The 5,973-nt window shown below is 49.9% G+C and carries 5 protein-coding genes, 4 tRNA genes and 1 rRNA gene; 2 read left to right on the top strand and 8 right to left on the bottom strand.

Annotation, left to right across the window (positions count from 1 at the left end; translation table 11 throughout):
- From C7433_RS23440 to C7433_RS23420, 5 genes are all read right to left on the bottom strand, one after another.
- On the bottom strand, positions 1-101 hold a 101-nt coding region (locus tag C7433_RS23440), incomplete at its 3' end, for a GTP-binding protein (protein WP_233255802.1).
- 106 nt (positions 102-207) lie between these two features.
- Positions 208-283 (bottom strand) — tRNA-Thr (locus C7433_RS23435).
- A gap of 5 nt (positions 284-288) precedes the next feature.
- Positions 289-363, bottom strand: a tRNA-Gly gene (locus C7433_RS23430).
- A 192-nt stretch (positions 364-555) separates the two neighbouring features.
- Positions 556-640: transfer RNA gene (locus tag C7433_RS23425), tRNA-Tyr, on the bottom strand.
- Positions 641-647: 7 nt separating this feature from the next.
- Positions 648-723, bottom strand: a tRNA-Thr gene (locus tag C7433_RS23420).
- A gap of 1,471 nt (positions 724-2,194) precedes the next feature.
- Here C7433_RS23420 and coaA point away from each other — a divergent pair.
- Complete coding sequence (coaA, locus tag C7433_RS23415) at positions 2,195-3,142, top strand: type I pantothenate kinase (protein WP_006121491.1); 948 nt, start codon at positions 2,195-2,197, stop codon at positions 3,140-3,142.
- A 44-nt stretch (positions 3,143-3,186) separates the two neighbouring features.
- On the opposite strand, the gene birA is transcribed toward coaA, so the two are convergent.
- Positions 3,187-4,146 (bottom strand): bifunctional biotin--[acetyl-CoA-carboxylase] ligase/biotin operon repressor BirA, encoded by a 960-nt coding sequence (birA, locus tag C7433_RS23410; RefSeq protein ID WP_006121490.1) that lies wholly within the window; start codon positions 4,144-4,146, stop codon positions 3,187-3,189.
- Entirely contained in the window at positions 4,143-5,180 is a 1,038-nt protein-coding gene (gene murB, locus C7433_RS23405; protein WP_006121489.1) for a UDP-N-acetylmuramate dehydrogenase, read from the bottom strand. The genes birA and murB overlap by 4 nt, the downstream gene beginning before the upstream one ends.
- Positions 5,181-5,330: 150 nt before the next feature.
- Here murB and C7433_RS24060 point away from each other — a divergent pair, with 150 nt between their 5' ends.
- On the top strand, positions 5,331-5,465 hold the full coding sequence (locus tag C7433_RS24060; RefSeq protein ID WP_255421336.1) for a hypothetical protein: 135 nt from the start codon (positions 5,331-5,333) through the stop codon (positions 5,463-5,465).
- Positions 5,466-5,721: 256 nt separating this feature from the next.
- Here C7433_RS24060 and rrf read toward each other — a convergent pair.
- Positions 5,722-5,837, bottom strand: a 5S ribosomal RNA gene (gene rrf / locus C7433_RS23400).
- Positions 5,838-5,973 lie beyond the last annotated feature (136 nt).

The following is a 5,973-nucleotide window of genomic DNA, read 5'->3' as shown; positions in this document are numbered from 1 at the left end:
GTGGTGATTGCTGCAGTCAGGGTGGTTTTACCGTGGTCAACGTGACCGATGGTGCCCACGTTTACGTGCAGTTTGTTACGTTGAAATTGCTCTTTAGCCATCGCTTGTCCCTCTAAGACACGGATATATCAAAGATATCGTCACATTAACCAGGCATTGCCTGACTGCAAGGAGTTACAGAGAAAATCAGGAGGGAGATAAAGGAAGTGGTGCTGATACCCAGAGTCGAACTGGGGACCTCACCCTTACCAAGGGTGCGCTCTACCAACTGAGCCATATCAGCACATCTGGAGCGGGCAGCGGGAATCGAACCCGCATCATCAGCTTGGAAGGCTGAGGTAATAGCCATTATACGATGCCCGCATCCTGGAACTCGGCTACCTGTTCTTTCTGTAGCTTGTGAATAACAGGGGAAGTCCCCTATTATTCTTAGCCTGCCAGCGAAGCTGGCTGACTTTGACTGAGCTTACACCCAATCTGAATTCAGGGTGAGAAGAAGTGACTCACCTGCCAGATAAACAGGTTGTTTATCTGTTCTCAACCCGAGGGTCGAAATGGTGGTGGGAGAAGGATTCGAACCTTCGAAGTCTGTGACGGCAGATTTACAGTCTGCTCCCTTTGGCCGCTCGGGAATCCCACCTACTTGATGGTGCCGGCTACCGGAATCGAACTGGTGACCTACTGATTACAAGTCAGTTGCTCTACCAACTGAGCTAAGCCGGCATCAAGTGACGCGCATTCTAGGAAGGTCGGCTGAAGGATGCAACAAAAAAATCACTGTTTTTGTTCTATCGCTTACTATTTGTGCAAAGCATCGCAATTTACCCCTATTCTGCAGAAATAACATCCAATTATTGGTCAAATTTTCGCGTCATCTTCTGTCCCTGGATTTGGTCTTCACGATTTCATTCTTTGGTGGATGGCTTTTTTCACGCCCCCTTTTTTTGCTGATCCTGCAAAATTCGTCTCGATTGCTTATTTATTGCCCGGTATTTTCCATCGACAGCCGGTTTTTGTTTGTGGATATCGGTTTGTTTGTGCAAAAACGTCACCACAGGGTAAGCGATGAGTGATGTTAAGTTGACAGGGTTGCAGAGAAAACGTACTGGCACCTAAAGAGGTGGGAATGGACACTGGCACAATACCGCTTTCAATACGCGTGAATCAGGCATTGCTTGTATGCTTTCTGTGGCCGACAGCGCTGCTCTGTTCGGTTACTGGCCTGACAGGCGCGCGAGTGCATGTGTATTGATGTCGACGCGGTGAAGATGAGCGAGGTTGCATATGAACAGGTACTGCCTACGTACAACAGAGAAGTCACATGACACATGAGAACGGCCCGATGCTTGATGTGCAGATTCCACCCTGTCCGCACCGATGACGGCTGCGACCAACTGGAACGCCGCCGAAAGTCATTATGTTTGTCCCTTCTGTTGTCAGAACGCGCTGTGCCTCCCGGTTCAACCTGCATAGAAACCCGGTCAGGCGGATTGAAGCGCTTCTTCTCTCCTTCGGCCCTCAGACAGCTTAAGCACACCACAAAGCCTGTGGCGGCCTTATGTTGGCAGCAACGGTATTTGATGCACACGCCATGCGAGGGCAGAGAAAGGGTCGTGGTAAGGGTTATTCGTCACGGGAAAGAGAGTACAGAAGGTATCCGTGCCTGGGGCAGACTGGTCTCTGAAGGCAATAAAGTGCGGTGTGGATGTTCAGACAAATGATCTGGGGAATGAAAGCACGCCCCAAAACAGTGACGCGCCTGACACGCACCTTATTTGCGGCTTAACGTCCGGCATAAAGTAACAGACAGCCACGGATTCGTTGCACGCGCGATCATGAAAGACCCGCTCGTTAACCGGCTGCTGGCTAAGTGAACCATACGATAATGAGCGGAGGCCCGTTCACGTGCCCTGATCAGTGCTACCCACCGGGCTAAAGATTTACCTGTCACATCGCATGCTGTAATTACAGAGATCAAGCCTCTTGATCAAGGATTTGTTAAAATTGCGGAGGCGCCGACGAAAGCTTATCCCCGTTTATTTTTTACTTCTTTTAAAAGCTATACTGGTGGTACCCTCCAGCCCATTGTTCTCGTTAATAACTCTGTGACCCGCAATTCATTACGCTACCGTGCCCGAGTAATCTTCGGTGAAAATGTACAGATTGGTTTGAATCTGCAGTCAAATGTATACTTATGGATAAAACGACATCACTCACCACGCCTTATTTACAGTTCACCCGTGAACAATGGGCGTCATTACGCGACTCCGTTCCCATGACGCTGGCAGAGGATGAAATTGCTCAGTTAAAAGGGATAAACGAAGACCTTTCTATTGAAGAGGTGGCGGAAATCTATCTGCCGCTCTCACGCTTGCTGAATTTCTATATAAGTTCGAATGTGCGTCGCCAGGCTGTGCTGGAACAATTTCTGGGCACAGACGGGCAAAAGATCCCTTACATTATCAGTATTGCTGGTAGCGTTGCGGTAGGGAAAAGTACGACTGCCCGCGTTTTACAGGCGCTTCTCAGCCGCTGGCCTGAGCACCGTAAGGTTGAGTTAATTACGACTGATGGCTTCCTTCATCCGAACTCGGTACTAAAAGAGCGCGGTCTCATGAAGAAAAAAGGGTTTCCTCAATCTTATGATATGCATCGGTTAGTTAAGTTTGTGTCAGACCTTAAGTCTGGCGCCCAGCAGGTGACGGCGCCCGTTTATTCCCATCTCATTTATGACGTTATTCCGGATGGGGATAAAGTGGTGCAACAACCCGATATTTTAATTCTGGAAGGCTTAAACGTTCTTCAAAGTGGAATGGATTATCCCCACGATCCGCACCACGTATTTGTTTCTGATTTTGTCGATTTTTCTATCTATGTCGATGCGGAAGAAGATCTTTTACAGCACTGGTATATCAATCGCTTTCTGAAATTTCGCCAGGGCGCTTTCACCGATCCTGACTCTTATTTTCATCATTATGCACAGTTACCTGAAGATGAGGCTATCAAGATCGCGGGATCACTGTGGAAAGAGATCAACTGGCTGAACCTGAAAGAAAATATTCTTCCTACGCGTGAAAGAGCCAGCTTGATTATGACCAAAAGTGGTAATCATGCGGTTGAAAAAGTCCGCCTGAGAAAATAAGTTACGACAATAAAGCCTGCCTTAAAAGCAGGCTTTACAGACTTTTAAAGGGGACGCAGCGATATTTCCCCACCCATCCAGGATTTAATTTCGCCCTCTTGTTCCAGCAGCAAACCACCCTGATTATCAATGCCGCGTGCAATGCCGTGAACTTCCCGCTCGCCCATCAGTAACCTGACCGGACGGTTGATAAAGTTGTCTAAGCCTGCCCAGCGTGCGACAAAAGGTGCCAGACCTTCCTGTTCAAAAACAGGTAGTGCCTCACGCAGGCGATTGATTAACGTTGCAGCCAGGTCATTACGATCAAGCGTTACGCCCGCTTCCTGCAGATTAATCCAGCCCTGATTGATTTGCGCCGCGTCGGCATTTCGCATCGCTAAATTGATGCCCGCTCCCATTACGATCTGCGCAGCATCGCCGGTTTTACCGGTTAACTCCACTAAGATGCCTGCTAATTTTCTGTCATGGAGGTAAATATCATTCGGCCATTTTACGCGAACATCCTCCGCACCTAATGACTGAAGCGTCTCTGCCATCACTATACCAATCACCAGGCTGAGCCCCATCGCTGCAGCAGGCCCTTGCTCCAGACGCCAGTACATAGACATATAAAGATTAGCACCGAAGGGAGAAAACCAATGCCGCCCGCGTCGTCCGCGTCCCGCTTGCTGATATTCCGCCACACAAACGGCACCTGAAGGCAGTGAATCCATACGCTCAAGTAAATACTGGTTCGTCGAATCGATAACCGGTATCACGGCGACATCAGGCTGAGAAAGCTGACCAAGAATCGCCTCTTCATTGAGCAACTGAAGCGGTGCAGGGAAGCTGTAGCCTTTCCCGGTAACCGTATACACTTCAAGGCCCCAGCTTTTTAACGTCTGAATATGTTTATTAATTGCTGCGCGGCTCATGCCGAGCGTTTCACCTAATTGCTCACCAGAATGAAATTCGCCATCTGACAGGATATCAATAAGCTTTAGCGGTACGCTGTGGTCTTTCATGCAATCACCTCAACCGCATTGCATTCACCTTGTGCCCGGATAAAACGGACCTCAGGCTCAAGCCACACATCAAATTTCTCACCTACGCGTGCGCGCACCTTTTTGGCCAGCGCAACGATATCGCCTGGCGTGGCATCGGCGGCATTAATCAGCACTAATGCCTGCTGCTGATGAACTTCCGCGCCGCCAACGCGACAGCCTTTAAGCTGACACTGATCGATTAACCAGCCTGCGGCAAGTTTTACCGTACCCTCTGGTTGGGGATAATTTGGCATCGCAGGATAGTGATTAAGCAATACTTCAGCCTGCTGGCGGCTAATCACTGGATTTTTAAAAAAACTGCCAACATTGCCTGTTATTTTGGGGTCAGGTAATTTGCTCTGTCGCATATGGCAAACGGCATGAAACACATCCCAGGCATTCGCAGTCGCCGGATTAAGCGTCTTTAAATCGCCATACGTCAGCACCGGTTGCCACTGTTTGGTTAATGCAAACCCGACGGCAACAATCGTATAGCCCGACTGGTACTGATGTTTAAAAATGCTGTCGCGATAGCCAAACTGGCAATCGTCACGGCTTAAACGCTCAGTGACGCCGGTTTGCAAATTCAGCACATCTACATATTCACAGACATCTTTCAGTTCAACGCCATAGGCGCCGATATTCTGGATGGGTGCAGAGCCGACCATACCGGGAATAAGTGCCAGGTTCTCTAGTCCGGAAATCCCTTTTTCCAGCGTCATTTTTACCAGTTGATGCCAGTTTTCACCCGCGCCAACATGCAGCTTCCAGCGCTCATTCTCGTCGCGTATTTCAACTCCAGCGATGCGGTTGAGCACCACAATGCCCGCGAAGTCCTCAAGAAACAGTACATTGCTGCCTTCACCCAGGATCAAAAAGGGCTGCTGGTTACGCTGGCTCATCTGCCATGCCGCAAGTATGGCTTCAGGCGTTTCGGCGACAATACGAATTTGTGTGCTGACATCAAGACCGAGCGTATTGTCGGCTTTTAAGGAGGTATACGAGCTGGACATGATAAGGCCTTCACGGGGTTAATCTGGCCGTAGTTTACCGCATCATGAACGGATTGAGAGGGAATTTGCGTGCGAAGACGTTTTTCGCTGCATATCAGCCACTCCGGGTAGAAAGAAATCCCGTCGCGGGCATGACGACAGGGGAAGCTGATGGAATGTGAGTTGTTTAAAGCAGCTAAAAACACAGGCGGAACAATTGTGAAGTATCAGCAGAACTTTGTAGAGGTGGGCATCCGTTTCATCCAGGGCGTTTTGCCAACCGCACGTTTAAACAGCGCGGTTTGATCACAGCCTGTTTAGCTATTTACAGGAGAGACTGATGCAAAGCATGGGCTAAAAGGCATAGACAGGAAAGGGCCGCTGACGACATATTCTTTCCTTTTACATGCAGAGGCAAGGTAAACGGACCAGGGAGGAGACCGGCAGGCAGCAACAGAGCTCTGCCCTGAAGCCCGCAGAGGTCCGGCAGGCCACGCCCTCCCCGGACGACGGACGTAAAAAAGCCCCGTACTTCCGTACGGGGCTTCTTCACCTGATTGATGCCTGGCAGTTCCCTACTCTCGCATGGGGAGACCCCACACTACCATCGGCGCTACGGCGTTTCACTTCTGAGTTCGGCATGGGGTCAGGTGGGACCACCGCGCTACAGCCGCCAGGCAGATTCTGTCTGCCGCACCGCCCTCTCGGGCCGCACGGCGTTATCCGGTAAACAAGGCTGAAAATTCTTCTGTCTCTCAACCCAAAACGCCTCTGGCGTTGTAAGGTTAAGCCTCACGGGTCATTAGTACCGGTA

It is taken from the genome of Pantoea sp. PNA 03-3 (assembly GCF_003201175.1).
Classification (GTDB): Bacteria; Pseudomonadota; Gammaproteobacteria; order Enterobacterales; family Enterobacteriaceae; genus Pantoea; species Pantoea stewartii.
Note: the sequence above shows the minus strand (reverse complement) of the source record. Positions and strands in the feature narration are given on the sequence as shown.

Excerpts from the sequence above, each read along its gene's own strand:
- birA (WP_006121490.1), bottom strand. The coding sequence starts at position 4,146 with ATGAAAGACCACAGCGTACCGCTAAAGCTTATTGATATCCTGTCAGAT.
- murB (WP_006121489.1), bottom strand. The coding sequence starts at position 5,180 with ATGTCCAGCTCGTATACCTCCTTAAAAGCCGACAATACGCTCGGTCTT.
- C7433_RS24060 (WP_255421336.1), top strand. The coding sequence starts at position 5,331 with ATGGAATGTGAGTTGTTTAAAGCAGCTAAAAACACAGGCGGAACAATT.
- coaA (WP_006121491.1), top strand. The coding sequence starts at position 2,195 with ATGGATAAAACGACATCACTCACCACGCCTTATTTACAGTTCACCCGT.